Genomic DNA, 26,941 nt, shown 5'->3' with positions numbered 1-26,941 from the left:
TAGGCAGAGGGCCTCACTATGCAAGGGTCAGGGCATCCACGTTTCGGCTCCCATTTGCGTCCGCAACGCCAGGCGCTTGCGCTGGAACCAAGGATTCTTTTCGACGGTGCGGCCGCTTCGGCGGCGGCCGATCAGCAGCATACGGACCCGACCGCCACGCCTGCAGCGGTTGACGCCCCCGTTCCTCATGCGACCCCGACCGAAGGCCGTGCCGCCACAGAGCAGGCGCCATCGGCGGCGCGCAGCCTGCTGGTGCTCGACAGCCGTATCGAAAACCGCGATCAACTGCTGGCCCAATTGCCGGGCAACGTCACCGCCATAGAGGTCAACGCCGGCGAGGATGGCCTGGCGGCTATTTCCGCGGCGCTGGCGCAACTGGGCAAAGTCGAATCGATCCAGGTCATGTCCCATGGCGCCGCCGGGCAATTCACCCTGGGCAATCGCACCATCACCTCGGACAACGTCGACCAACTCGGGCAGACCCTCGGACAATGGCGCAACAACCTGACCCAGGGCGCGGATATCCAGCTCTATGGTTGCGACATCGGCGCGGGTACGGCCGGCAATACACTGGTCACCGAACTGGCCCGCTGGACCGGCGCCGATGTGGCCGCTTCCAGCAATGACACCGGCAGCACCCGGGCCGGCGGTGACTGGACACTGGAAACCAAAGTCGGCGATATCGACAAGAGCATCGCGATCAGCAGTGCCGCCATGGCCAGTTTCGACGGTTTGCTGGCCGATGCCGCACCCACCGCGAGCCTGCCCGTCGCCGGCAGCAATGTTTTGCTGGGTGACAACTTCTCGTTTACCGTGAACTTCAGCAACACATCCACCCAGACCGGCTTTGCACCCTTCATCAACCTGGCGCTACCGACCACCGGCCGGGACGGTAATGACGGCGTGAACTTCATATCCGCCAGTTACCTTGGCCAAAACCTGGTCAGCCACCTGGTGACGTTCGATGCGTCGGGCAACGCCACCCACCCTTTGGCGAAAGACGCCAACGGCAATTTCCTTGTCATCAACGCGTCGACCTACGGCATGCGCGCTGGCGACACCCTGGTGGTCATTGAACTGCCCTTTGCCAGCGTCACCAACGCACAACCCGTCATCCCGGTACAGATCAACGCCAGTCTCAGCAACCTGGCCGACACCAGTTTTTCCAATGGCACCCCGGACCTGACCCTGCGCACCAGCGGCGGCTTTGAGTTCGGTAACGACGCCCTGGACAACCCGACCAACGATCCCAGCCTGATTCAGGCCGGTACCGCCGCATTTGTGGTGCATCCGACGGTCATCACCTTCGATGAAACCCTGAGCACACCGGAGGGTGAAACTGCGACCGGGCCGAACTATGGCCGTACCTTGACCCTATCCGTGACCCCGGCCCCGGGCCAGACGCTGTCCAACGTCGTGGTGACCCAGCCGTTACCGGACAATGTTCAAGTCACCGCCATTACCCCCGGCCCCGGTGGTCGCCTGACCTCCATTACCCTGCACGATGGCACGGTGGTCACCAATGCGGCACAAATCGCCGTGCTGATCGCCGCCGACGAAGTGTTCATCGACTCGTTTTCCGTGACCTACGACAGCCTGACGGCCCAGACCGATACCGTGGTCGCGTTCTATGTGCCAGAGGTCGACGCCAACGGCCTGCCGGTCATCAACCCGGTAACCGGCGACGCGGTGACCATCACCCTCGACGCCCCAGGTGCGTCCGGTCAATGGGTGCCGCTCGACCCACGGGACCTCACCGCGCCGAACACCACCATCGATTTCAGCGGCTCCGGCGTCACCACGCAATTCATCGCCAAATCGATCACGCTGCTCAAGACCGTCACCGTGCAGACGGATATCGGCCACAGCGGCATCACCCCCGGCGACACCTTGCAGTACAACCTGAACCTGGCCGTCTCCGACTACTTCGCTTTCGGCAAAGACGCCTTCAACGCAGGTCAGCTGATCATTCGCGATCAGCTCAGTGACGGCCAGACACTGACCGGCACCCCGGCCATGACTGTCACAATCAACGGCGTCACGCAGAACATTACCCTGGTCACCACCGTCGTCAACAATGCCGACGGCAGCACATCGATGGCGTTCGACATTGCCCAGTCGTTGCGTAATTCGTTTGCCCTGCGTGGCTGGCTCAATGGCGACCTGGCGTTTGACCAGCAGCTTCAAGGCGCGATGCTGGCGGTGCTCAGCTATTCGGCCATCGTCGGCCAGACCTACAAACCGCCTTCCGGCAACCCGCAGCCGGAAATCAATGAAGGCGACGAGCTGGGTAACACTGCGGTGGTCGATGGCACTCTGCTGCAAGATCCCCTCAACCTCACCGGCCAGAGCGAAACCGATGGTTCGGCGACCACCAGCGTGATCCCGACCAGCGTCGTCGATATCAGCCTGGTCGAGGTCAATAACGGTACCCCGCCGGCCAGCGGTGAGCTGCGCCCTGGCGATGAAGTGACGTTCCAGCTCAGCTACGACCTGGTCACCGGTGATTACGAACAGTTCAAGCTAACGGCCTATCTGCCATTGCCATTGTTCAACGTGACCGGCGTGACCTGGGCCACGGGCAGCGATGTCGGCCAATGGCAACTCGGTCCTGGCAACACCAATGCCGGCGGCGTGGTCAGCGTCACCAGTGCCAACGGCAACTCGGTGGTCTTCGATTTCGGCAGCTTCACCACGGCCGACACCACCGGCAGCCGCATCGTCATCCGTTTTACCGTGCGCGTGGGCGACCAGCCCTTTGCCGACCAACGCTCGCTGGACGTACTGGCGCAATCGAGCCAGCAAACCACCCTCACCGACCTTACGCTGATTTCCTCTGATGTCGCGGTGATCGTGTCCGTGGCCGAGCCGGTGCTGAATATCAAACACGGCGTGGTTTCCGGCACCAACGGCACTGTCAGCAACACCACCGGCAGCTGGAACCCCCCGGGCAGCACCGGCGTGCCCTTCAATGGCAGTGTCACCAGCCTGGCGGCCGTAGACGGCAATATCATCAATATCGACGGCGGCGATCGGCTGCGCCTGGTCACCGCCATTGAAAACAGCGGCGGTGGCGGCGCCTTCGATGTCAGCACCAGCATCACCCTGCCGACCGGATTGAGCTTCGTCGGCGGCAGTCTGGCGGCAGCGAACCTGCAGATCTACCGGGGTGACGGCACACTGCTGGTGCTGGGTACCGACTACAGCGTGAGCGGCAACCAGATCACCTTCCTTGACGCTGGCGGCCAGGCCACACTCCTCGCCGGGCGTAGCAGCACCGCCGCCGACACCAGCGGCGCCAATCTGGTGGTGATCAGCTACGACGTAGCGGTCAGCAATACCATCGAGGCCAGCCGTACCCTGCAATCCACCGCGACCCTGAGCAACTATGCCAGCGTCAACGGCGGCACCGATTTCACGCCGGCCGACCTGACCGACCTCGCCAACCAGCAAGTCGCCGCGCCGGTCATTCGCAAAGTGTTTGCCGATGGCACACTGGACAATGGCGACTCCAGTGCCAGCCACACCACCGGCAGCGACCTGGTGATCGGCGAAAGCATGCGCTACGACATCGTGATCACCCTGCCTGAAGGCAGCACGCAAAACCTGCGCATCGACGACCTGATCCCGCCGGGCATGCGCCTGGATACCTCGTTCAACGGCGGCCTGGGTTACCAGATCATCACCACCCGCACTGGCAGTGGCGCCCTGGGTGCTGACTTCGCCGGCAGCGTGCTGGTCAGTGGCTTCGGCGGACAGGGCGGCACATTGGGTAGCGATGGCGTGGATGCGCGCTGGACCTTCAGCGTGTCGAGCGTGTCGGCGGACAACCGGACCGGCAACAACACCTTCGTGATACGCCTGCAACTGGTGGCCAACAACGTCATCGGCAACCAGGCCAACGTGTCCCGGCAAAACAACGCGCAATTGATCTACAGCGACCCGGACACCAACACCGCCAACGGCAATGTCGCGGTGGATCGCACGGTCGCAGTCACCGGCGGTCGACCTACGGTGATCGTCCGTGAACCCACCCTGCAGATAAGCCAGGCACTGACGACAACCACCGGCAACGGCGGCTATGACCAGGGCGACACCGTCAGCTTCACGATCACCATCAGCAACGGTAACGCCGCCAGCGACTTCACGGCCTTCGACATCAGCTTTCTCGATAACCTGCCGACCCAGCTCAGCAACATCACGCTGGTTGGCGTGCTGTACCAGAACGGCGCCACCAACAACGGCGGCGTGGGTTTCGAGATCGTTGGCGGCCAGTTGCGCACCGCCGACGGCGCCAATATCGACATTGCCAAGGGTGGCAGCATCGTCTTGCAGGTGACCGGCGTGGTCAATGCCACGGCAGCGGCCACGTCCAACTTCGCCAACGTGGCAACGGTGCAATGGACCAGCCTGGATGGCACCCAGGGCGGCGAGCGCACCGGGGTCAATGGCCTGATCAACGGCGGCACGCTCAACGACTACCGCAATGCTTCGACCCTGCTGGTGCCCGTGGCGCAGTCCATTGAAATCTCCCGGGTCGGCGGTTTGCCCGACACGGCGACCCCGGCCCCGACCACGACCGCTGTGGAACAGGTGACCATCGGCGAAGTGATTCGCTACCGGGTGGTGGTATTGGTGCCCGAGGGCAACAACCCCAATTATCAGATCCAGATCACCCTGGCCAACGGCCTGCAGTTCATTTCACCGGACGCCCTGGTGAATGCGTTGCGCATTGCCTTCATTTCCAACGGCGGGCTGACCAGCGACGCCAACCTGATCGTCGGCGGTACGCTCGACATCAACGGCAACGAGAACAGTCCCCAAGCCTTGCCGATCACTCCCGACCTGTCTGGCCTGGCACCCACCGGCGTGTTCGACCCCAGCCGGCTGACCGTCGTGACCAATCCCGACGGCAGCCAGGTCGTGACCTTCAACCTCGGCAACGTGGTCAACAGCGCCGACGACGATGATCTGGAAGGCATCGCCATCGAGTTCAACGTGCGGGTCAGCAACACCGCCAGTAACATCAGCGGCGCTCAACTGGCGGTCTCGGCCCACGAAATCGTCAACGGCGCGGGCCGTGCCAACAGCGACACGGTTTTCGAACGCATCGTCGAACCGAGCTTCGGTGGCCTGGACAAACAGATCGTCGCGTTCGACCCCAACCCGAGCGGCACCACCGGCAGCGCCACGGTGCAGCTGAGTTTCACCCAGAACGGCGGCCTGCCGGCATTCGATACGCAAGTCGGCGACAGCTTTGCCGGTGGCAGCAACTACACCTTGCTCAGCGTCACCCTCAACGGCACCAGCTTCGGCCCCGGCAACCTTCCTGCCGGCGTGAGCTTCAGCACCACCGGCGGATTGAGTGTCAACTTCGATCAACTGGACGTGGGCGCACAGATTCAGGTGCGCTATCAGGTTACCCTGCCCAATGCCTCGATAGTCGCCAGCAGTAACGCCACCCTGACCTGGAGCAGCCTGCCGGAAGACTTCACCAGCTGGGGCGGCAACTTTGTCGGCATCGATGGGACGGCGAACGGTGAACGCACCGGCAGTACCGTCGGCCCGAACCAGTACATCCTGCGCGACAACGCCGGGCTCGGCGTCATAACCGGCACCCTGTGGAACGACACCGCCTCGCCAACCGCCAGCGCCACGCCCGACGGCGCCGGACTGGCCGGGCAGACCGTCACCCTGACCTGGGCCGGCGCCGACAGTTTGCTCAACACCAGCGCCGACAACCTGACATTCACCACGGTCACCGACGCCAACGGCCAGTACCACTTTGGCGTGCTGCCCCTGGGCGTGTTCCGCATTGATGTTCCGGCCGGACTGGTCAGCTATCCACAGCCGCTGGGCGATTTGCGCGTGCGGGTCGACACCGATGCCGGCACGCTCGGACAGATCACCATCACCCTGGGCGACGCCGCCACACAGGCGGCCAATGCCGGTTATGTCGAACAGAACGACGCACCGGTCAACACCCTGCCCGGCACCCAGAACGGCCAGGAGGATGTGCCGCTGAGCATCGGCGGCATCAGCGTCGCCGACGTCGACGCCAACCGCGACCCGAATGTCGCCGGCCGCAATCTGAGCGTGACCTTGAGTGTGCTCAACGGCACGTTGTTCCTCGGTGCAACCGTTCCAGGCGTGACGGTGACCGGGGCCAATACGGCCACCCTGTCCCTGACCGGTACCCTCGCCAACCTCAACACGGCGCTGGCCAGCCTACGCTATCTGGGCAACCTGAACTTCAATGGCAGCGACACCCTGACCGTGGTCAGTAACGACCAGGGCAACTATGGCGATGCCAATGGCTCTGGCCTGCCCGGCACTGCTGCCGATGCCCTGAGCGACACCGACACCCTGCAAATCATCCTCGCCCCGGTCAACGACCCTCCGATTGCGGTCGATGACAGTGCCATCGCCGTTGAAGCGGGCGGCACCAATAACACGGTCATCGGGGTCGACCCAAGGGGCAATCTGCTGGTCAACGATACCGATGTCGATATCGCCACCAACGCCGACCGGTTGCACGTGCTGTCGGTCGGCCCGGGCGCCGGCATTCAGACGCCGATCGTCGGCGTGGTGGTGATCAACGGCCAGTTCGGACAGTTGCTGGTCGGCAGCAATGGCTCCTACGAATACATCGTCGATAACAACAATGCCGCCGTACAGGCCCTGCGCCTGTCGGGCCAGACCCTGACCGATCGTTTCGATTACATTGCCAGTGACCTGGCCGGTGCCACCTCTACAGCCACCCTGACCGTGACCATCGAGGGGGCCAACGACACGCCGGTGGGCGTGGATGACAATGACGTTGCCGTCGAAGCCGGAGGCGTGTTCAACACCACCCCGGGCAGCGACGCGGTCGGCAACGTGTTGACCAATGACACCGATGTGGACAGCACCGTCAATGGCGAAACCAGGACCGTGACCGGTATCCGTCCGGTCCCGGAAGTGATTGCAGCTTCTTTCACGCCTGTTACCGCCGCCACCAGCGTCGTCGGTCTGTACGGGACCCTGACCATCAACCCCGATGGCACTTATCGCTACGTGGTCGATAACAACAACACCAGGGTTCAGCGCCTGAGCGCCGGTGAGCAACTGGTTGATTTCTTCAGCTACCGGGTCACCGATACCGGCGGGCTCGACGACGTCGCGCAATTGCGCATCGTCGTGCAAGGGGCCAATGACAACCCGGTGGCCAGTGATGACCAGGCTGAAGCCCAGGCGGCTTCCACCAACAACAATGCCAGCGAAAGCAATCCGAGTGGCAACGTCGTGCAGTTCCCGAGTCGCCCCGGACTTGTCGATAATGGTATCGATGATGACGTCGACGCGGCTGACCAACCCAGCAGCCAGTTGCTGGTCAATGGGGTGATCAATAAAAGCGAAGCGACTTACAACCCGGCCGTCGATGTCCTGAGTGGCGTCGCCACCGGCACTACCTCAGCCGACGGCACGGTGGTGACCGGTCTGTTCGGCACTTTGCGCATCGGCGCCGATGGCTCGTATTTCTACGATGTCGACAGTACCAACACCAGTGTCCAGGCACTCGCCGCGGGACAGACCCTGACCGAATTCTTCACCTACCGGATCACCGATACCAATGGACTGACCGACACCGCACAACTGGTCATCACCGTGCATGGCGTCAACGACCCACCCGTGTCGCAAAACGTGATTGCCATTGCCACTGAAAAAGGCGGCCTGGACAACGGCACCGCTGGCCGCGATCCGTCCGGCGATGCCACGGCCAATGACTTCGACCCCGATGGCGACCCGTTGACAGTGATCTTGATCAAGCCCGGTGAAGAGGCTGGTGCAGGCACGCCAATCGCCGTCAATGCGGGTGGCACGGTGATAGTTGGCCAGTACGGAACGCTGACGATTTTTCCAAACGGCAGCTACAGCTACGCGCTCGACAATGGCAATGCGGATGTCCAGGCGTTGCGCCGTGGCAGCGATCTACTGCTGGAGCGCTTCACCTACACCGTCAGCGACAACGTCAGCCCTGCGCCGGAAACCGACTCGGCGGAAATCATCGTGCTGATCCGTGGCCAGAACGACAACCCGGTCGCCACCGATGACACCTCCATCGCCATTGAATCCGGTGGCACCAATAACAATCAGCCCGGCCAGGACCCGATAGGCAATGTGCTGGACAACGACACCGACGTCGACGGTGGCGAGGTGCCCGCCGACCTGCCCGCCCACGACTATGGCGAGACCCGCGCCGTGTCCTCGGTGCGCACCGGCAACGAAGCCGCAACCGGCACAGCCGGCGCCCTGGGCAGCGAACTGCGCGGTACCTATGGCTGGCTGACCCTCAATGCCGACGGCAGCTACAGCTACCGGCTCGACAACAGCATGGCCGAGGTCCAGGCGTTGCGGTTCGGCGAAAGGCTGGTGGACGCCTTCAGCTACACAGTGATCGATGCCAGCGGCGCCGAAGATCGCGCGACCTTGAACATCGATATTCGCGGTCGCGACGACACGCCGCTTCCGCGCAACGATATCAATATCGCCTTCGAAGCGGGCGGGCTGAACAACGGCACACAGGGAACCAACCCTTCCGGTAACGTGCTGCTCAATGACACCGACGTCGACGGCAATACCGAAAGGCTCAGCGTGACCGGATTCAACGAGGGGACTTCCATCGGCGTGCTCGGCAGCGGTCTGGTCGGCAAGTTCGGCACCCTGACGTTGAACGCCGACGGGACCTTCAGTTATCTGGTGGACAACAACAACCTGCGGGTCCAGGCCCTGCGCACGCCTTTTGACGTGCTGACAGAAACCTTCACCTATCAGGTCCGCGATCTCTTTGGTGCCAGCAACACGGCCACGCTGACCATCATCATCCGCGGCGCCAACGACAACCCGCTGGCGGCAGACGACAGCACGGTGGCCGTCGAGGCTGGCGGCACCGCCAATGCCACTCCGGGGCTGAACCCTACCGGGAACGTCCTGGCCAACGACCGCGACGTCGACGCCAATGACAGCAAGACCGTCACCGATATCCGGGGAGGCAGCGAAACCGCTGCGGGCACCTTCACCACGGTCGGCACCACACAGACCCTCGATGGCCTGTACGGCACCCTGACCATCAACGCCGATGGCACCTACAGTTATGTGATCAACAATAACCTGGCCGCTATCCAGGCACTGAAGCCCGGTGATTCGCTGGTGGAAACCTTCACCTACCGGATGCGCGACACCGCCGGCGCCACCGATGTCGCCCAACTGAACATCCGCATCGACGGTGCCTGGGATGCCCCGGTGGCGACCAACGACGTAGCACTCGCCGTCGCCGATGACGGCAATGGCAACAGCATCAACCCGACCCGCAACGTGTTGCCCAACGACACCGATGTCGATCAGGGCGACAGCCTGCAAATCACCGGTATCCGCTTCGGCACTGAAGCGGCGGGCGGCACCCTGGACGCCGTCGATCCAGGCACCGACAACACCAACGGCACCTTGATCAATGGACTCTACGGGCAACTGATCATCGGTGCCGACGGCAATTACACCTACGTCGTCGACTCCAGCAACCCCACGGTACTGGCGCTGGGACCGCTGCAATTTCTCAATGAGCGCTTCACCTATCAGGTCACCGACCTTGGCGGGCAAAGCGATCTGGCGGAAATTCACATCATCATCCGCGGGCGCAACTCGGCACCGGTGGCCGGCGGCGATGCATCGACGGCTGTCGAAGCCGGTGGCCTCAACAACAGCCAGAGCGGCATCGACCCCACGGGCAATGTGCTCGGCAATGACACCGATGCCGAAGGCGACGCCCTCAACGTATCGGCGATTCGTACCGGCGGGCTTGCCGACACCGGCACCGGCGGCACCGTGGGTACTGTGTTGCGCGGGCTTTATGGTGATCTGGTGATCAATGCCGACGGCAGCTACACCTACACCGTCGATAACAGCCTCGCGGTGGTCCAGGCCCTGCGTCAAAGCGGCCAGACCCTGACGGACGTCTTCAGCTACACCCTGTCCGACGTCTTCGGTGCCAGCAGCCAGGCCGAATTGCGCATCACCGTCGATGGCCGCAATGACACCCCCATTGCCCGGGACAACAACTCTGTCGCCGTCGAAGCGGGCGGCGTGGCCAATGGCACGCCGGGCAGCAACGCCACGGGCAACGTGCTGGCCAACGATGGTGATGTCGATGGCGTGGCCAATGGCGAAAGCAAGCAGGTGCTGAGCGTCACCGGCGAAAACGGCCAGTCCGCCAGCGCAGGGCAAGTGCTGGCCGGGCACTACGGACAAATGATCATCAACGCCGACGGCAGCTACACCTACCTGATCGACAACAGCAACCCGGTGGTGCAAGCGCTACGCACGGCGGGCGAAACCCTCAGCGAGACCTTCACCTACCGCATGACCGACACCGCCGGGGTCACCTCGGATGCGCGCCTGACCGTGGTTATCCAGGGGGCCGACGACAACCCGGTGGCGCAAAACGACAGCGCGGTTGCCAGCGACCAGACACCGGCACCGCAAGTGACCGGCAATGTGTTGCCCAATGACAGTGACGTGGATGGCAACGATCACCTGCAAGTGGTCGCGATACGCACCGGGGCCGAGAACGGCACAGGCACGGCGGGCGTGATCGGCCAGCCGATCCGCGGCCTCTACGGCACCTTGGTGCTCAACGCCGATGGCAGCTACACCTACACCATCGATCAGAGCAATCCACAAGTGCTGGCAGCCGCCGGTCTTGGGCAGGTGCTTCGTGATGTCTTTACCTACACCATCAATGATCTGAGCGGAGCCAGCGATCAGGCGGAACTGGTGATTCTTCTGGACATTGCCACACCGTTTATCCCGGCACCGGAAGGCAATCACTTCGATCGTGACCCCGACCGCCAGAGCAGCAGCCTGCTTATCCCCGATCCGGTGCCGGCAATCTTCGTGACACCGGTGGTCGAGCGCAACGCCCGGTTGAATGAACTCTCCAGCTGGAACGCCGATGGCAGCAACTTGCGCATCAGTTCCAGCGGCGAGTTCACCAGCGATTCGCTGGGCAATGGACTGGGGTTGGTACCCGGCCAGTTCGTCGCCGAAGCCGTGCGCGACAGCCGGCTCGACAGTGAACTGGAAATGGCCTGGATTCTCGGACGACATGGCCGCGTCGGCCTGAGTGCCGATGGCCTGCTGCCTGATCCATCGTTGTTTGTCGTCGATCCCGCGGGCATGACCCACGGCCCGGCCCAGGGCGAAAAAGCCCAAGAACCACGCCCGGCCCGGGGGTTCAGCGCGCAGGTACGCAATGCCGCCCAGCGTCTGCACCCGACCAATCGGGGCAGTTGATGCGACCGAACAGAAAAAAACTCAAAGAGCACAAAGGATTGAAAATGCCGATACATGCGACGAGGTTCATCAGTTCCGCCATCGTTTCTGCATTGCTGCTCAGTGCCTGTTCGTCACTGGAGCCCAAGCCCGCCACCGACGAAGAGAACCGGCAGCGCATCCTCGCCGATCAATCGCGCATGTATTCCGGACAGGAGCCGGTCACCGCGCCCATCAACTTTTATGAAGCGGCCGCCCGGGCGTTGAAATACAACCTCGACTACCGCCTCAAACTCATGGAAAGCGCCCTGGCGTCGGACCTGCGCGATGTCTCCAGCCATGAGATGTTGCCCAAGCTGGTGGCCTCGGCCGGTTATGCCGGGCGTAACAACGATTCGGGCGGTACCTCCATCGGTATCGAAGACCGCCAGGTCAGCTTGCGTCCGTCGACCTCCGAGGAGCGCTATCGCGAGCTGTATGGCCTGGGCCTGAGCTGGAGCCTGCTGGATTTCGGCGTGGCCTATTACCGCACCCAGCAAAAGTCCGATCAGATCCTCATGGCCGAGGAGCGTCGGCGCAAAGTCGCGCAGAACGTCTTGCAGGATGTGCGCAACGCCTACTGGCGCGCCCTCGGCGCGCAACGGCTGATGCCCGAAGTGGACAAGCTGCTGATGCGCACCCACACCGCGCTGACCTCCGCCCGTGAAGCCGAAACACGTGGCCTGTTGCCACGCCAGGAGATCCTCGCCTACCAGCGCGCCCTGCTCGACTCCATCTACCTGCTGACTGTGCGCCGCCAGGACCTGGAATTCGCCCAGGCCGAACTCGCCGCGCTGATGTCATTGCCGCCGGGCTCGAAAATGATCCTGGCTGACATGCCGGATCCACCGCTGCCGGAAGTGCGTCAGAGCATGGCGCAGCTGGAGCAACTGTCTCTGGAACACCGCCCGGAAATCATGGAAGAGTGGTATCGCAAGCGGGTCAACCAGAAAGACCTGGACATTGCCAAGGCACAGTTGTGGCCTAACGTCACCGCGGATTTCGGCTACCGGTACGATACCAACAAGTACCTCTACAACAGCGACTGGAACGCCACCGGGCTGCAAGTCTCGATGAACCTGCTGCGCCTGCTGCAATTGCCATCGCTCAATGCCGCGCAAAAATCCCAGAGCGAAACCGACGACAACCGCCGGGTGGCGCTGTCCATGGCGATCCTGACCCAGGTGCGGGTCGGCACCCTGCGCTATCAACTGGCGCGCCAGGAAGTGGAGTTCACCGAAGACAGCCTGCGGGTCGACCGCAGCCTGCTCGACTACGCCCAGGCGGCGAAAACCGGCGCCCTGGGTTCCGAGCTTGAGGTGATCCGCTCCGAAGGTCGCTACCTGCTGTCGCGCTACCAGCGTGAAGCGGCGTTCTCCAGTGCCCAGGCGGCGTGGGGTCGCTTGTACAACTCCGTAGGGCTGGACGTCCTGCCGGATGAAATCTCCAAACACGACGTCAAGACCCTGGCCCGGGAAATCCAGCGCACCTTGAACGAACAGGAACAGCAACGTCTGCTCATCACCCAGCAAGGAACGCCGAATGTGCAAAACCGCCCTTGAGTCCCGTATCGGGGCCCTGTTGTTGGCCTGTCTGATCCTGCCCGTCAACGCCGATGACACACCGTCGGCCCCCACCCTCGATAGCGCCAGTGCCATTCGCGTGTTGCTGGCCGCTGAACTGGAAACCACCCTGTCGAGCCAGATGAGCGGCACCCTGGGCGAGATGAAAACCGGTTTCGGCGAGCATGTCGCCAAAGCCGAAGTGCTCGCCCGTTTCAACTGCAACGAAGCCGAGGCCCGCAGTAAAGTGGCGGCCGCCGAACTGGCCATGGCCAGGCAGAACCTGGAGGCGAAAAAACAGCTGCGTCAACTCAACGCGGTGGGCGACATCGAAGTCTCCATGGCCAACACCGAGGTGCAGAAAGCCGACGGCGCGCGCGCCATGGGCGTGGCCCAGAGCGGCTACTGCCAGGTGCTGGCGCCGTTTTCCGGGCGTATCGCCAAGGTCTACGTCAAACCGTTCCAGACCGTCACCGCCGGTACGCCACTGTTCGATCTGGTCAGCGACGGCGCCTTGAAAGTCCGGCTCAACGTACCTTCCAATCTGCTCAAGACCCTCAAGCCCGGCTTGGCGCTGCAAGTGAGCATTCATGAAACCGGCAAGACCTACCCAGCCCATGTCAGCGCCATCAACTCGCGGGTCGATGCGGTGGCCCAGACGGTCGAACTCGAAGCCCGGCTCGACCAGAAATACCCCGACCTGATGGCGGGCATGAGCGGCACGGCGCGGTTCAACCAGGAAACGGCCCAGCAAAACAATGCAGTGCAAAACAGTGCCCAGCCATGACCATGAACGAGCCGCTGCCCCACTCTCACCTGCTGCTGGAACTCGATGCCCTGCGGGACAAGGCAATCGCCGCCGACTCGCTCAATGCCCTGGCGTTCAGCATGGCCAACGATCTGTACCCGCTGTTGCCGTTTCATCAGGCGCTGGTCTTTGCCCAACGGGAATCGTCGCTGGAGCTGCTGAACGTTTCCGGGCTGTCACGCCCCAGCGAAGATTCGCCGTACCTGGTCTGGCTGCGCCGGGCCAGTCGCTGGATCGCCACTCAGGTTGCCGATGGCGAACCGGTGTGGCTGACACCAGACACCACCACCCCGCCGCCGGACGTCGTCGAAGGCTGGAGCGAATGGTGGCCGTCGGGCCTCTGGTGCATTCCGGTCCAGGACCGTGAAGGGCAACGCCTGGGCCTGTTGGTGTTGCTGCTGGAGCAAGCGCCGCCGGCCGTGTTGTGGCAGCACCTCAAAGGCCTGGTCAATACCTGGGGCTACTGCTGGGCCGCGCTGACCCGGCATCGGCGCCTCGGCCGCTGGCGCCCCAACCGCAAGCAACTGCTATTGGGCCTGATCGTGCTCGGGGCCTTGTTGTTACTGCCAGTGCGGCAAACCGCACTGGCCCCGACGGAGATCGTGTCGCGCCAGGCGCAAATCATCAGTTCACCCATCGACGGCGTGATCGAGCAGATCCAGGTGCGCCCCAACCAACCGGTGGAAACCGGTACACCGCTGTTCTCCCTGGACGAAACCACCCTGCGCAGCCGCGCCGAAGTATTGGGCAAGGAAGTGGCGGTAGCCGATGCCGAGTTGCAGGCGGCCAGCCAGCGGGCGTTCGATAACCCACAAAGCAAAAGCGAGCTGACCCTGCTCCAGGGCCGGGCCCAGCAACGCCGGGCCGAACTGGCGGCGGTGCAGGCCCAACTCAAGCGCACCAAGGTCCTGTCACCGCGCGGTGGCGTGGCGGTGTTCAGTGACCCCAACGACTGGCTGGGCAAACCGGTGGTCACCGGCGAACGCATCATGCAAGTGGCCGACCCGAGCCAACCGGCCATGCTGATCCAGCTGGCGGTGGCCGATGCCATCGCCCTCGAGCCCGGGGCGCAAGTGACGCTGTTTCTCACGGCGTACCCGCTGACCCCGCTCAAGGGTCAAATCCTCGAAACCAGTTACCAGGCGCGCCCCAGCGATGAAGGCGTGGTCGCCTATCGTCTGCTGGCAAGCATCGAGGGTGCGCCGGAGCATGCGCGCCTGGGCCTGCACGGCACCGCCAAACTCTACGGCGGCCGTGTGATGCTCGGTTACTACTTGCTGCGCCGGCCGCTAGCGACGCTGCGGGCGTGGAGTGGCTGGTAATGCTCGATCCCGCTGACTTGCCCCTGCCGCCCTTGCGCGAAGACCTGCGCCTGAGCGAAGCCGCCAACGGCAGCAACGGCGAACCGGCCTGGGTGATCCAGGACACGGTGATCAACCGTTTTTACCGCATCGGCTGGCTGGAGTTCGAGTGTCTGCTGCGCTGGGGGCAGTCGCCCCGGCAGATCAGCGAACAAATTTCTGAAGGCACCGCGCTCAAACCGGATGTCGAACAGATCCTCGACTTCCGCCAGTTCCTCGAACAGCACCAACTGCTGCGCGCCGGCCCCGCGGCCCTCGAACGGCTAAAGGACAAGGACGAGGCAGGCAGTTGGCTGAGTTGGCGCTGGTGGTTGCACCATTACCTGTTCTTCCGCATTCCGTTGCTGCGTCCGCAACAGCCGTTGCAACACTTGGCCCGCGCGCTGGGCTGGCTGTTTCACCCGCTCACGGGCCTGCTGGTGTTTGCCCTGAGCCTGTGGGGGGTGATTCTGGTCCTGCAGCAATGGGATGTCTTTACCCACGCCGTGGTCGAGTCGTTTTCCACCGAGGGCCTGTTCAGCTTCGCCCTGGCGCTGATCGTCGCCAAAACCCTGCATGAGCTGGGGCACGCACTGGTGGCGACGCGCCTGGGCTTGCGGGTCGGGCACATGGGCATCGCCTTCGTGGTGTTGTGGCCGATGCTCTACACCGATACGGGCGAGAGCTGGAAACTCAGTCGTTCGCGCCAACGCCTGGCGATTGCCTCGGCCGGTATCGTCACCGAGTTGTCCCTGGCCGGGTTGTCGACCCTGGGCTGGGCGCTGTGTGATCCAGGCCCGCTGCGCAATGCCCTGCTGTACCTGGCGACCACCAGCTGGCTGCTGTCACTGGCGCTCAATGCCAGCCCGTTCATGCGTTTTGACGGCTACTTCATCCTCTCCGACCTGCTGGACTTTCCCAACCTGCACGAGCGCGCCTCGGCCCTGGCGCGGGTCACCCTGCGCCGTAATCTGCTGGGTTTGCCGGAAGACTGGCCGGAAGCGTTCCCGACCGGGCAACGCCGACTGCTGGTGACGTTCGCGATCTTCACCTGGCTGTATCGGCTGGTACTGTTCCTGGGGATTGCCCTGGCGGTCTACCTGTTCTTCTTCAAACTGCTGGGGATCATCCTGTTCATGGTCGAATTGTCCTGGTTCATCGCCATGCCGGTGGTGCGCGAATTGAATCATTGGTGGCAACACCGCGCAGGCATCCCCAGCCGGCGCAAACTTGTGTTCTACGGCGTGCTGGCGCTGATTGTCGCCGGGCTGGCGATCCCTTGGCACAGCCAGATCGACGCGGTCGGCGTAGCCCGTGCCGAACACCAGTTGCGCGTCTATGCACCCTACCCGGCGCGCCTGCAATCGATTCATGCCGAAGGCCCCGTCAATGCCGGCGAAACCCTGATCGTGCTCGACGAACCGGACATTGCCTCGCGCCTGCAAAGCAGCGAAGCCAATGCCCGCAGCTATGAGGCGCGCCTGTCAGGATTGTTGGCCGACCCCGGCGGACTGCAGGAAGACGCCGTCACCCGCCAACGCCTGAATGTGCAATTCGAAGAAGCCCGGGCCGCACGCTCGGAGATCGCCCGGCTTAACCTGCAAACATCCTTCGCCGGGCTCTGGCTGGACGTCAATCCGGACTGGAAAGCCGGCCAGTGGGTAGGTCGCCAGGAATCCCTGGGCATGTTGATCGACCCGCGCAGCTGGCAAGTGGACGCCTATGTCGCCCAGGATCAGGTGCATCGCATGGTCACCGGCGACCCCGTGCGCTTTTACCCGGACGGCCAGACCACCCCGCTCACTGGCCGCGTCCTGGTGATCGGCAGCACCCGCGCCAGCCAACTGTCGCACCGCATGCTGTCCTCACGCTTCGGCGGCCCGGTGCCGACCACCTCGGCGGAACACGCACTGATCCCCAGCGCAGCAGTGTTCCAGGTACTGATTCAACTCGACGAACCCTTGCCGAGCCTGCGGGAAACCAGGGGGCATCTGAAGATCGAAGGGGAACGGCGCAGCTTGCTGGCTGATGGTGCGACGCATTTGATGGCGGTGTTGATGAGGGAAAGCGGTTTTTGAGAAACAAGGCGCCTATGAAAATCTGTAGGAGCTGCCGCAGGCTGCGATCTTTTGATCCTGGAAAACAAAATCAAAAGATCGCAGCCTTCGGCAGCTCCTACCCTGCCACCACAAACACAATGATCGGCCCACACACCGCCAGCAACACATTGGAAATCGCATAACACACGGTAAAACCGATCACCGGGGTGTTGCTGCCGGACTGTTCGATAATCTTGTTCATCGACGCCGCTTCGGTCTGTGCACCGGCCAGGGCACCGAACAGGATCATCGGGTGCAGGCGCAGCACATAGCGGCCGAAGTACAGCGCCACCAGCGGCGGCACTATGGTGACCACGGCGCCGGACAGCAGCAATGCCAGGCCTTGTTCCTTCATCGCGGCAAAAGCCGCGGGACCGGCCAGCAGGCCGACCACCGCTCCGAACGCGGTCAAGCCGAACTCGGAAAAAGCCCATTGTGCGGCGGGCGGCAACGCGCCGATTTCCGGGTGGCGCGAGTTGTACCAGCCAATCACCAGCGCGGCGACCAACACCCCGCCACCGATGCCCAGTTCCACGGGGATCATCCCGATATGGGTCGACAACAGCCCCAGCAACGAGCCCAGCACCATGCCAAGGGTGTGCACGGCGATGTCGCTCTTGTAGTTGTTCTCGCGAATCCGCCCTAACCGCTTGGCCACAGCTTCGACACTGGCGGTGCGGCCGGTCAGGGTAATCACGTCGCCTCGACGCAGCACGGTGTTGGGCAGCAAGGGCAACTCGTAGCCCTGGCGGGTGATGGTATTGATGAAGCAGCCCAGGCGCCTGGCGCTTTCCATCCGGCTTTTCGCCTGATGGATCGTCTTGCCGGCGAACTCAGGCGAGGTCACGACGATGTCCACCTCGCGGGTCGGGAAAGACAAGGATTCGGCATGATCGATTTCCGGCCCGATCCATTGGGTGAGCGTGCCCACGGCTTCGCGTAAGGCATAGACCCCGACGATATCCCCGGCCATCAGCGTGAAAGCTTCGTCACGCTCGATGACTGTTCCCGCACGCACCACGCGCTCAATGGTCAGCGACTCATACTGTTTCTCCACATCGGCAATGCGCTGCCCATTCGCCGAACCATTGGCGGCCACCTGATGGGCACGCACGACAATGCGGGTGTACGGCACGGTGATCGCATCTTCTTCCTTGGCGATGCCCAGTTCCAGTTCCAGCTCCCGTGCCGACGCCTTGAGGTCCACGCCCAGCAGCTTCGGGGCAATGCTGCCGACGAAGACGATCAGGCCGATGGTGCCGAACAGGTACGTGATCGCGTAGGCAATCGCCATGTGGCTGTTGAGTTGGGCCCTGGCCGCGGTGTCGATCGACAGTTGATTGATGGCGCTGGTGGCGGTACCCATGATCGCCGTATCGGTCAGTGCGCCGGCGCCGAGCCCGGCGGTGAAACCGGCGTCGAAATCGAAGAGCGCATTCATCAGCAGGATCGCCGCCAGCGCCGTACCGCACAGCACCACGCTCAACACCACCAGTTTCAGCGTGCCGCGATTGAGGCTGCCGAAAAACTCCGGCCCGCTCTTGAAGCCGACCGCGTAGATGAACATCACGAAAAATACCGACTTCAATCCGGTCGGCACTTCCAGCCCGATCTGGCCGATCAGCAGCCCCATCAACAGCGCACCGGCTACGGAACCGAGGTGAAAACTGCCGATGTGGATGCGGCCGATGAACACGCCCAGGGCAATGGCCAGGAACACCGCGATTTCCGGGTCAGTTCGCAGGGCGTGGAGAATGAACTCAAGCATGGTGCGAACTCCCTTTCAAGCGTAATCAGGATTCCTTCGTTTCTTGCGCGGGGGCCGGGTACCACTTGTCCCTGGGCACCCATTTCTCTTGTTGCGGATCGCCCAGATAGTGCGGCGACATGATCTGCACGCCGTACTCGTTGAACACATCCTGGATGTTGGCGTGCAGCATGCTCAGCAGCACGGCGCGCGGCCGAGGCTGGCTGGGAATGGCCTGGGCCACCAGGCGGTATTCCGGGTAGAAGTCCGACAATGCCGTCTGGAACACCTGGGCCGGCGGCACTTCGAGAATCCCCGGCGTGCGTTTCGCGGCCTCCAGCAACATCGCCTCCACCTGCCGCCACGGCGTGTCGTAGCCGATGGTCACGATGGTGTCGACCACGTAGCCGGGGCCTTGTACCACTCGCGAGTAGTTCTTGGTGACGGTGCCGGTGATCATCGAGTTGGGCAGGGTCAGCACCTCGCCCAGGCCGGTGCGAATGCTGGTGGTGAACATACCCAGTTCGGTCACCGTGCCTTCGTAGTCGCCGATGCGCACGAATTCGCCGGGGCGCAGGGTTCGGGTGTAGGTCAGGATCAACCCCGCCGCCGCCTGGCCCACCACGCTGGTAGCGCCCAGGGAAATCATCAGGCCGATCAATACCGACAAGCCTTTGAAGGCATCGGTACCGGCACCCGGCAGGTACGGATAGGCCATGGCCAGGGCAAATAGCCAGATCGCCAGGGACGTCAGGCGTTGGGTCGGTTGCAGGGTTTCATGGTTGAGCCAGCTGAGGGTTCCCGGTGCAGCCATGCGCCGCAGTATCCGGCGCATGAACGCGGTTGCGCCGCGGGCGATGAAGAAGATCGCCAGCGCCACGCCCAACCCGGGTATGGCGCCGACGATCCCTTGCAGCAGATAGCCGCCGAGTTCCAGCAGATAGTTGTTGAGGCTTTCGCCCCAGGGACGGGTATAGGGAAAGCGCGACAGCACAAAACCCAGCCATTCGTACGTCAGCAGCAACACGAGGAACCAACGCACCAGCTCCAGCAGCCGGCTGGCCAACGGATACAGGTAATTGGCGTCGACCAGCGGAACCCGTCCGACTTTCAGGGCCTGGGTGTGCCGATGCATCAGTTCGGGCAGTTTCTTCAGCACTCTGCGCCGCAGGTACGACATGCCGAACAGCAGCGCGATGTAAATGCCGGTGGCGATCAACGCGGCGACCACGGAGCGCAGGATCAACTGCAGGCTGCGGGCTTCCCGGGTTTCGGCGACGACCTGGCGCAGTTTGCCGGCCGCCGCTTCGGCGGCCTGCTGTACCGAGTCGTATTCAGTCTCGTCGAAATCCTTGGGCGAAACGATAAAGGCGCGCCGGCTGCCCAGCAGCACCATGTAGCTTTTCATGATCGGATCGATGGAGACATTGAGATCGTCGGCGTCGTCCAGCGCTTCACCGATCACCGCTTTCGCCCGTTTGACCCGCGAGGCCGGGGCTTCTCCGAGGATGGTCGCGCGAAACACCATGATGCTGCGGTTGGCCACTTTCAATTCAACGGGAGCATCAACCACTTTCGGCGCATCTTCGGCCCACAGTTGCACCGACCAGAACATCCCGAAAACAGTAAACATTACAGCGAGCAGCCTGCTCCGCATGTGCCAGATCCTTACTTCACAAAATTCAAATCGAGGGTACGTAGCGCAGCGTAGTTCACCGATGAACGGTTGTCAGATTTGTGCTACAGGCAGTTTCCTTATCCGTCTGATTCCTTGAAACAGCGAACTCAAGCCCCAGAAGTTGTGCGCTTGACCGGATTCTCGAAACATTGAAGATCCCTGTGGGAGCGAGCTTGCTCGCGATAGCGGTGGATCAGGCACCGGGATGTCGAATGTGCCGCCGCCATCGCGAGCAGGCTCACTCCCACAGTGTGCTCCGTACCTGACTCAAGGGTTGACCTGATAACCCTTGCCCTGCAAACAACTGCTGTAAGCCGACGCGGTGTTTGCCTGTGTGGTTTTCTCGTCCGCCCGACGTTCCTGGCGCTGACGTGAACCACCGACCACCATCCCGGCCGCCGCCGTCTCCTTGGCGCGGTTCTGGCGATAGTCCTGTTTCCTGTCATCGTCGACGCGATCATAAGCATCGTCGTGCTGATTGCCGCGCACCTGGGCAGCCGTCGCGCCAGCGGCCGCCCCCACAGCGGCACCCTTGACCCTCCCGCCGGAAGACGAGGAAGACGTCGAGGTGCTCTGGCTGGCGGCGATGCTGTTGCATTCGTTGATGTCGGCCTGGGTTTGTTGCGAACTTTGCCCTTTCATCGGCACCACCGATTGTGCCCAAAGCGGGGCACTCAAAACCGATAAGGCAAGGCACAGGCTAAGCGATGAAAACCTTCTCATGATGACCTCCGACAGGCTTGCCACAATGGGCAAGCCTTGGGGCGACTGGCGGATGGCAAGCGACGTCATGCGTCGCCCTGCCGATCGGGTGGAGCAACTGAAAAGTGTAGTTCAATGGCCCCGCAGAGAAGGACTTCCGAACAAGCGGAGGGTGTTTTGTAGGAGTGAGCCTGCTCGCTCCTACAGGTTTACTGGTGATGTGCGGTTACTCCGGCGGATCGAGCTGATCCAGCGCCCGGTTCACCGCCAGCTCTCCGAGCATGATCACTTGCGCAATCCCCAGCAGCGCGTTGCGGCTTGTTCCTTGCAGATGATCCACCAGATCGTTGGCCATGACATGGGCCGATGCCAGCGATTCACAGGCATGCACCAACAGGGTTTCGGTACAGAGTTCGGGGTTGACGATGAACATCGTGCTAGGTGCGCGTGGCGTGGCCATGATGCCGGGGCCGGGGTTGAGGTAATGATCGAGGGCACGCTCGGCGGCTTCGTGGAGTTTTTGGGAGTCGAGGCTTTCGTACGGGGATGTCGGATCGGTGTCCGGGGGATTGGGTGTGACTTTGAACATGGACGTAACTCCTGGATGTAGATGAGGAGCCATCAACCTTCGCTACCAAACGATGGGTGGCGGCCATACGCGGGTTGGTAGACCGGCATCCAGGACCCGGCGCATCCGAAGATGCCCTGCGCATGGCCACCATTAAGCAGAGCAAAAAAGCTCTGCAAAGCGTGGTGCCCTGCGACTGGATAACCGGGCTACCAAACCCGATCGCTGTTGTTTTCCAGCGACCGGCCAACGATAAAACCCGCCTCCAAGACGCACAAGCCGGCGGATTCTGGCGTAGCTGTAGGCAAAGACGCAAGCCGTCGTAGCTTGCGGGAAGTAACGCTGACAGCCGTTAAACAGATTTCGCACAGCAAGCTGCAGAACATCTGGCACACACCAAAAAACCTGTGGGAGCGAGCTTGCTCGCGATGGCCTCAGTACAACCCGCGCAGCTTTCGGCCCCCGCCTATCAGTTCTGCTAGTACCCGCCAAAAGCAATTGAACCCAAATTCAGGCATTCACGTCCATGAGAGTTGGAGTCGCCATGTCTTCCCCTCAAAAAGTCCTGATTTGCCGTTATCGCTATGATCCTCTGGATCGCCTCACCAGCCACACTCAGTCCGATACCCCGGAACGTCATCGTTTCTACTGCAAAAGCCGCCTGGCCACCGAGGTACAGGGTGCGGTCGGACACTCAATCGTCCAGCACGATGACTTGTTGCTGGCGCAACATCAGCGCCAGAACGGAGTGCTCGAACCCACCCTGCTAGCCACGGACCTGCAACGCTCGGTGCTGAACACGCTCAAGAGCGGCCGGCAACCACAACCCATCGCCTACTCCCCCTACGGCCATCGCCCCGCCGAAAGCGGCCTGACCAGTTTGCTGGGGTTCAACGGTGAACGGCCGGATCCGGTGACTGGGCATTATTTGTTGGGGAATGGGTATCGGGCGTTTAATCCGGTTTTGATGCGGTTTAACAGCCCGGATAGTTTGAGTCCGTTTGGGAAGGGCGGATTGAATTCGTATGCGTACTGCAAGGGGGATCCAGCCAATCTCACCGATCCTTCCGGCCATGCTTTCGAGTTTATGAAACACCCCGTTCAAAGCTTCATGAAATACATGAACAAAGCGAAACTTAACAAGGAAATCGACAATGTAGTTTCGAAAATGATAACCGAGCGCACTCAACTCTCCCAGTTAATCCCCAAAGAAACAACTAATGAGCAAGTCGAATTAATTTACCAAAGGCACCCAACAGGACTAAAGATTGACGACCCCGGATCACTTACAAGCCTCGCATTGAAGGCTACTCCACCGATTGAAACCTTAAAAATAACTCCCGGCATAATTAATCGCGACTTAGTCCGAGAGGTATTTTTTATTTCTTTACTAGATGACCCAATAACGAACAACAAGGCATTCAGAAACATGCATAGTTATTTCAGCAGCCCTTTTTGGAACGAGCGGTACGGAGATCAACTGCCATCGGTGATTGCATACGCCGAACAAACCAACCTCAAACTCCTTGAGATCGCAGAAAAGCAATCGGATCGATTGCGCACGGTGAGCAAAATCATAAGAGATGCCTATGCGCGTAAAGCTCGTGTTTCTTAATCTGAGCACCAACAACATCATAAAGTCGGGCTAGTGTTTGAAATTGGGTCTGCGGCGCACCGCAGACCTCGTCTATGGAAAATTTAACAGCTAAGCGGATACAACCGCTCATCAAACTCCGCCAACTTCGGAAACACCAGCGGCTGATCATCACTCAGATGCTTCAACCGCTGCCCGTAATCAACCAGAAATTGCTGGCGCGCTTCCTCGCTGATGTACGGCACATGCCAGGCCACAAACGGTTCCAGCACATCAAACCCGACATATGCCAGCGTCCCGCGCAAAATCGGCCGCAGCATGTCCTCCAACGGGCCATGAATCGCGCCCTCGCCAAACATGTGTTCACGCCCGCCCAGGGTCAGGGTCACCAGCGCCTTCTTGCCGGCCAGACCACCCTGATCATAGAAACGCTTGCCGCCATAGCAGATACCGGACACCAACACCCGATCAATCCAGCCCTTGAGCATGGCCGGGGTGGAGAACCAGAAGATCGGGAAGTTGAGGATCAGCAGGTCGGCCCACAGCAGCTTGTCCAGTTCCGCCTGGATGTCCGGCGCCAGTGACTGGCTCTTCACGCCCAGGCGTTGTTCCAGGGCATAGACCAGGTACTCGGGGTTTTCCCGATTCGAGAAGTCCGCGTCGCTGGCCACCGGGTTCCAGTTCATTTTGTACAGGTCGCTGACCTGCACTTCGTGGCCCTGGGCTTCGAGGCTGGCGACGGCCTGGTCACGCAGCGCGGCGGTGAAGGATTGCGGCTCCGGATGGGCGTGGACGATCAGTACTTTCATGGTGATTCCTTAGACTTTTTCCAGCGAATCGGTTGAAGGTGTGGAGTAGCAACATCGTGGTTGATGAACAGTTTGAATCGCCAACCGTCACACCTGGATCGCCTTCACTTCGACGAACTCGTTCAGCCCCTCCTCACCCCATTCGCGACCGTTACCCGATTGTTTGTAGCCACCGAACGGCGCCTGATAATTGAACGCCGCGCCATTGAGAAAGCACTGACCGGCGCGCATCTGCCGCCCCAGGTGCAAGGCGCGCTCGGCACTGCCGGCCCAGACGCCGCTGGACAGGCCGAACGGCGAGTCGTTGGCGATCTGTATCGCTTGCGCTTCATCGGTATAGGGAATCAGGCACAGCACCGGGCCGAAGATTTCTTCCTGGGCAATGCGCATGCGGTTGTCGACATCGGCGAACAGCGTCGGGCTGACATAGAACCCGCGCTCGAACGTTGATGGCGTGTCACCGCCGCACAGCAGTCGTGCGCCTTCCTGTTGGCCGACCTTGATGTAGTCGAGCACGGTGCGTTTTTGCCCGGCCGAACACATCGGGCCGAGGAAGCTTTGCGGGTCGAGGGGATCGCCCATGCGCAGGCTCAGGGTTTCGGCCAGCGCCAGTTCGACGGCCTCGGCGTAACGGCTGGCCGGCAGCAGCATGCGGGTCAGCGCGGTGCAGGTCTGGCCGGAGTTGATCATCACGTCCTGCACGCCGTAGCGCACGGCCGCTGCCAGATCGGCATCCTCGGCGATCAGCAGCGGCGACTTGCCGCCCAGTTCCAGGCACACCCGTTTGACCGATGGCGCCGCCGCTTGCGCGACTCGCACCCCGGCGCCGGTGGAGCCGGTGAACGACACCATGTCCACGTCCGGGTGCTTAGCCAAGGCTTCACCGACTTTCGAGCCCGGTCCGCTGACCAGGTTGAACACCCCGGCTGGCAGGCCGATGTCCTCGATCATTTGCGCCAACAGGAAGGCATGCAGCGGGGTCTCCTGGCTCGGCTTGACCACCACCGTGCAACCGGCGGCCAGGGCTGGAGCGAGTTTGCCGATCAACTGGTGCAACGGGTAATTCCATGGGTTGATGAACGCGCAGACACCCACGGCCTCGCGGATCACCAGCGAATTGCCGACTTCGCGAACCTCGTCCATGAGATGAGCCAATTCGACGTACTGCTCAAGGCCAGTGATCGGTCCGTCGACCTGCACCGAGCGGCACCATTGCACCGGCATGCCCAGTTCCGTGGTGATGACCGCGGCCATCTCATCGGCACGATTGCGCAGTTGATCGGCCAGTGCGCGGATGTAACCGGCACGCACGCTGGACGGTGTGCGCGACCATGAAGCGAAGGCCCTGCGTGCAGCCGCAACGGCGTTTTCGACATCCAGTTCATCGCCCAGAGGAACGCTGCCGCAGACTTCCTCGGTGGCCGGGTTGATCACCTCGGCGATGCCCTGCCCCGACGGGGTTTGCCAGCGGCCATCAATAAACAGTGTCTTGTGATTAAGCATGAACCTTTGCCTCCATCAGTTCTTGAGCACAACGGGCAATGCGCTGGCAGGCATCGCGCAGCGGTTCGGCGCCGACCACCAGACCGAGGCGAATATGCCCCGCTGCGCTCGGACCAAAGGCCTCGCCCGCCAAGACCGACACACCGTGGCGATCCAGCAGACGGTCGGCAAACGCCTGGGCGCTGAGCCCGGTCTGGCGGATGTCGAGCATCACGAACATCCCGCCATCGGGTTTCAACGCCCGCACGCCGGGGCAATCGGCCAGGCTGTCGCACACCAGGTCGCGACGCTGGCGATAGGCTTCGCGCATGGCCTCGAGTTCCGGCAGGTTGCTTTCCAGGGCCACCACGGCGGCGTCCTGAATGAAGTCCGGCGAGCCGTAGAGCATGCACAACGCGAGGTTTTCCAGGTGCGCGGCCAAGGATGGCGGGGCCACCACCCAGCCGACGCGCCAGCCGGTCATGGCGTGGGATTTCGACAGGCTGTTGAGGGTCGCGGTGCGCTCGGCCATGCCCGGCAGGCTCGCCGGGCTGACGTGTTCGCCTTCAAACAGCAGTTCGCTGTAGACCTCATCGGAAATCAGCCACAGGTCGTGGGCGATGCACAGTTCGGCCAAGGCTTGCCAGGTGCTACGCGGAAGACTTGCGCCAGACGGGTTGTGCGGGCTGTTCAGTGCCAGCGCCCGGGTGCGCGGGGTGATGCGCGCGGCGACGTCTTCGGGCAACACGCGAAAGCCGTTTTCCGAGCGCACCGGCACCGGCACCACCACGGCGCCGCAAGCCCCGAACACCGCTTCGTAGGTGACGTACATCGGTTCGGCGACGATCACTTCGTCACCTGGATTGAGCACGCATTGGGCCACGCTGAACAGCGCACATTGCGCCCCTGCCAGTACGGTGACCTGATCCGCCGAAACGGATTGGCCGCTGCGTTGCTGATGACGCCTGGCAATGGCTTCACGCAGGGCACGCTTGCCGCGCACCTCGGCGTAGTGAGTGTTGCCGCTCAGCAGGCTGTCGATGGCGCCCTGCACGATAGGCTGTGGCGTGTCGAAATCCGGATCGCCCACGGACAACAGCAGAATGTCTTCGCCTTGCTCGCGCAGTGCCAGGGCGCGGTAGTGGATATCCCACGCGGCGGCACCGTCACCGGCGATTCGTTGAGTCAGATCGGAAAAGCGCATGG

At 62.2% G+C, this 26,941-nt stretch carries 13 protein-coding genes; 6 read left to right on the top strand and 7 right to left on the bottom strand.

Going from position 1 to position 26,941, the window contains the following annotated elements; all coding sequences use genetic code 11:
* Positions 1 to 18 precede the first annotated feature (18 nt).
* The 5 genes from AC3IP0_RS13045 to AC3IP0_RS13025 are packed head-to-tail and all read left to right on the top strand — an operon-like array spanning position 19 to position 17,134.
* A complete protein-coding gene (locus tag AC3IP0_RS13045; RefSeq protein ID WP_489327595.1) occupies positions 19 to 11,328 on the top strand; it encodes a cadherin-like domain-containing protein in 11,310 nt (3,769 codons plus the stop codon).
* A 44-nt stretch (positions 11,329 to 11,372) separates the two neighbouring features.
* A complete protein-coding gene (locus AC3IP0_RS13040) occupies positions 11,373 to 12,908 on the top strand; it encodes a TolC family protein (RefSeq protein ID WP_489327594.1) in 1,536 nt (511 codons plus the stop codon).
* Entirely contained in the window at positions 12,889 to 13,695 is an 807-nt protein-coding gene (locus AC3IP0_RS13035; protein ID WP_489319627.1) for an efflux RND transporter periplasmic adaptor subunit, read from the top strand. The genes AC3IP0_RS13040 and AC3IP0_RS13035 overlap by 20 nt, the downstream gene beginning before the upstream one ends.
* The gene (locus AC3IP0_RS13030; RefSeq protein ID WP_489319626.1) at positions 13,692 to 15,038 is read left to right on the top strand and encodes an efflux RND transporter periplasmic adaptor subunit; all 1,347 of its coding nucleotides are present in this window, start codon (positions 13,692 to 13,694) and stop codon (positions 15,036 to 15,038) included. Before AC3IP0_RS13035 ends, AC3IP0_RS13030 begins: the two co-directional genes overlap by 4 nt.
* Positions 15,038 to 17,134: a site-2 protease family protein gene (locus AC3IP0_RS13025; RefSeq protein ID WP_489327592.1), complete on the top strand. Its 2,097-nt coding sequence runs from the start codon at positions 15,038 to 15,040 to the stop codon at positions 17,132 to 17,134. Before AC3IP0_RS13030 ends, AC3IP0_RS13025 begins: the two co-directional genes overlap by 1 nt.
* Positions 17,135 to 17,231: 97 nt before the next feature.
* On the opposite strand, the gene aspT is transcribed toward AC3IP0_RS13025, so the two are convergent.
* The 4 genes from aspT to AC3IP0_RS13005 form a co-directional block, all read right to left on the bottom strand.
* Positions 17,232 to 18,923, bottom strand: a complete 1,692-nt coding sequence (gene aspT, locus AC3IP0_RS13020) for an aspartate-alanine antiporter (protein ID WP_489327590.1) — start codon at positions 18,921 to 18,923, stop codon at positions 17,232 to 17,234.
* Between the two features lie 25 nt (positions 18,924 to 18,948).
* Entirely contained in the window at positions 18,949 to 20,559 is a 1,611-nt protein-coding gene (locus AC3IP0_RS13015) for a mechanosensitive ion channel family protein (RefSeq protein ID WP_489327588.1), read from the bottom strand.
* A gap of 288 nt (positions 20,560 to 20,847) precedes the next feature.
* Positions 20,848 to 21,303, bottom strand: coding sequence for a hypothetical protein (locus AC3IP0_RS13010; RefSeq protein ID WP_489327587.1), 456 nt, complete (start codon positions 21,301 to 21,303; stop codon positions 20,848 to 20,850).
* A gap of 205 nt (positions 21,304 to 21,508) precedes the next feature.
* A complete protein-coding gene (locus AC3IP0_RS13005; protein WP_489319622.1) occupies positions 21,509 to 21,871 on the bottom strand; it encodes a DUF6124 family protein in 363 nt (120 codons plus the stop codon).
* A gap of 523 nt (positions 21,872 to 22,394) precedes the next feature.
* Here AC3IP0_RS13005 and AC3IP0_RS13000 point away from each other — a divergent pair.
* A complete protein-coding gene (locus AC3IP0_RS13000; RefSeq protein WP_489327585.1) occupies positions 22,395 to 23,465 on the top strand; it encodes an RHS repeat-associated core domain-containing protein in 1,071 nt (356 codons plus the stop codon).
* 83 nt (positions 23,466 to 23,548) lie between these two features.
* Here AC3IP0_RS13000 and AC3IP0_RS12995 read toward each other — a convergent pair whose 3' ends face one another.
* The 3 genes from AC3IP0_RS12995 to AC3IP0_RS12985 form a co-directional block, all read right to left on the bottom strand.
* The gene (locus AC3IP0_RS12995; protein WP_489327583.1) at positions 23,549 to 24,253 is read right to left on the bottom strand and encodes an NAD(P)H-dependent oxidoreductase; all 705 of its coding nucleotides are present in this window, start codon (positions 24,251 to 24,253) and stop codon (positions 23,549 to 23,551) included.
* A gap of 87 nt (positions 24,254 to 24,340) precedes the next feature.
* A complete protein-coding gene (locus AC3IP0_RS12990) occupies positions 24,341 to 25,756 on the bottom strand; it encodes an aldehyde dehydrogenase family protein (protein ID WP_489327581.1) in 1,416 nt (471 codons plus the stop codon).
* A complete protein-coding gene (locus tag AC3IP0_RS12985) occupies positions 25,749 to 26,939 on the bottom strand; it encodes a pyridoxal phosphate-dependent aminotransferase (RefSeq protein WP_489327579.1) in 1,191 nt (396 codons plus the stop codon). Before AC3IP0_RS12985 ends, AC3IP0_RS12990 begins: the two co-directional genes overlap by 8 nt.
* Positions 26,940 to 26,941 lie beyond the last annotated feature (2 nt).

This window comes from Pseudomonas sp. GL_103 (genome assembly GCF_057835175.1).
This window is presented reverse-complemented; position numbering and strand designations above follow the sequence as displayed.

Bases quoted from the DNA above. Each gene is read 5' to 3' on its own strand.
- AC3IP0_RS13010 (WP_489327587.1), bottom strand. From the start codon at position 21,303: ATGAGAAGGTTTTCATCGCTTAGCCTGTGCCTTGCCTTATCGGTTTTG.
- AC3IP0_RS13015 (WP_489327588.1), bottom strand. From the start codon at position 20,559: ATGCGGAGCAGGCTGCTCGCTGTAATGTTTACTGTTTTCGGGATGTTC.
- AC3IP0_RS13040 (WP_489327594.1), top strand. From the start codon at position 11,373: ATGCCGATACATGCGACGAGGTTCATCAGTTCCGCCATCGTTTCTGCA.
- AC3IP0_RS12995 (WP_489327583.1), bottom strand. From the start codon at position 24,253: ATGAAAGTACTGATCGTCCACGCCCATCCGGAGCCGCAATCCTTCACC.
- AC3IP0_RS13030 (WP_489319626.1), top strand. From the start codon at position 13,692: ATGACCATGAACGAGCCGCTGCCCCACTCTCACCTGCTGCTGGAACTC.
- AC3IP0_RS13005 (WP_489319622.1), bottom strand. From the start codon at position 21,871: ATGTTCAAAGTCACACCCAATCCCCCGGACACCGATCCGACATCCCCG.
- AC3IP0_RS12990 (WP_489327581.1), bottom strand. From the start codon at position 25,756: ATGCTTAATCACAAGACACTGTTTATTGATGGCCGCTGGCAAACCCCG.
- AC3IP0_RS12985 (WP_489327579.1), bottom strand. From the start codon at position 26,939: ATGCGCTTTTCCGATCTGACTCAACGAATCGCCGGTGACGGTGCCGCC.
- AC3IP0_RS13035 (WP_489319627.1), top strand. From the start codon at position 12,889: ATGTGCAAAACCGCCCTTGAGTCCCGTATCGGGGCCCTGTTGTTGGCC.
- AC3IP0_RS13045 (WP_489327595.1), top strand. From the start codon at position 19: ATGCAAGGGTCAGGGCATCCACGTTTCGGCTCCCATTTGCGTCCGCAA.
- aspT (WP_489327590.1), bottom strand. From the start codon at position 18,923: ATGCTTGAGTTCATTCTCCACGCCCTGCGAACTGACCCGGAAATCGCG.
- AC3IP0_RS13025 (WP_489327592.1), top strand. From the start codon at position 15,038: ATGCTCGATCCCGCTGACTTGCCCCTGCCGCCCTTGCGCGAAGACCTG.
- AC3IP0_RS13000 (WP_489327585.1), top strand. From the start codon at position 22,395: ATGTCTTCCCCTCAAAAAGTCCTGATTTGCCGTTATCGCTATGATCCT.